Genomic DNA, 921 nt, shown 5'->3' on the forward strand with positions numbered 1-921 from the left:
TATAGTTAGTTCAAAATAAAAGTGTTATGACTAGGACAAATATCATAAAACAATTTGGATAAGTCATTTTGCATCCAGCCTTGGCGTAGAAACTTCACCTGTGCCCATTTCTTTTCAATAGGGTTCAAGTCAGGGCTGTACGGCGGCAGCCATAGAATACGATGGCCATGTCTGTTCAGTAGCTTTTGAATACGTTTGTTCTTATGAAACCGAGCATTATCCATGACTATCACGCATTTGGTTTTAAGACTTGGGATCAGCGTGTGTTTGCACCAGTAGTAGAATGTGATGCTGTTAATATTGTGCTCAAAATAATCTAAGGCAAACAGCATCTTTTCATAGAGAGCACCAATGACATTCGTACGCTTTTTCGCTTGCCAGTTGTAGCGATCAATACAAGGTTTTCCTATCGGTGCATAGCCGTAAGGACGAATGGTTTCAGCCTCAAAGCCACTTTCATCCATATATACAATGGGGTAGCCTTGGTGCGTAAAGTTTTCCAGCTTACCTTGATAAGTCGCTCTTTTTATCGGGCACGCTTTTGGATGCTCGAGTGTCTTTTTTTTGACTAATGCCAAGACGCTTTAAGGCATGATAAATACCTGTTTTACTACAGTTTAAACGACGTGCTCGCTCATACTGGTAATCATCAGGATGTTCTTTGACGTCATTAAGTAGCACGTCATCTGGTATTTTATAGGGCTTAGTTTGCCTGGTTGTTTTACTATGAACACGTCTCTTCCAGTTTTGTATGGTGGTTGGGCTGAGATTGTAGAATTCAGCCGCTTGAACAAAGGTCATACCCTCATCTAAGCTTTTTAGTACTTGTCTACGAAAATCTAGTGAGTAAGTCATGGTCTTTATAATAGCAATTGGATTTGATAATTATTTTATAACACTTTTAAGTGGGTTTTACTATAT

General features: G+C 39.2%; 2 protein-coding genes. Both read right to left on the reverse strand.

The annotated features are described in order from the left end of the window. Positions 1-5 precede the first annotated feature (5 nt). Positions 6-578: an IS630 family transposase gene (locus JMX95_RS13590; RefSeq protein ID WP_201561084.1), complete on the reverse strand. Its 573-nt coding sequence runs from the start codon at positions 576-578 to the stop codon at positions 6-8. After that, the gene (locus JMX95_RS13595) at positions 505-855 is read right to left on the reverse strand and encodes an IS630 transposase-related protein (RefSeq protein WP_193217040.1); all 351 of its coding nucleotides are present in this window, start codon (positions 853-855) and stop codon (positions 505-507) included. The genes JMX95_RS13590 and JMX95_RS13595 overlap by 74 nt, the downstream gene beginning before the upstream one ends. Positions 856-921: the final 66 nt, after the last annotated feature.

The organism is Psychrobacter sp. NC44, assembly GCF_904846655.1.
GTDB lineage: Bacteria > Pseudomonadota > Gammaproteobacteria > Pseudomonadales > Moraxellaceae > Psychrobacter.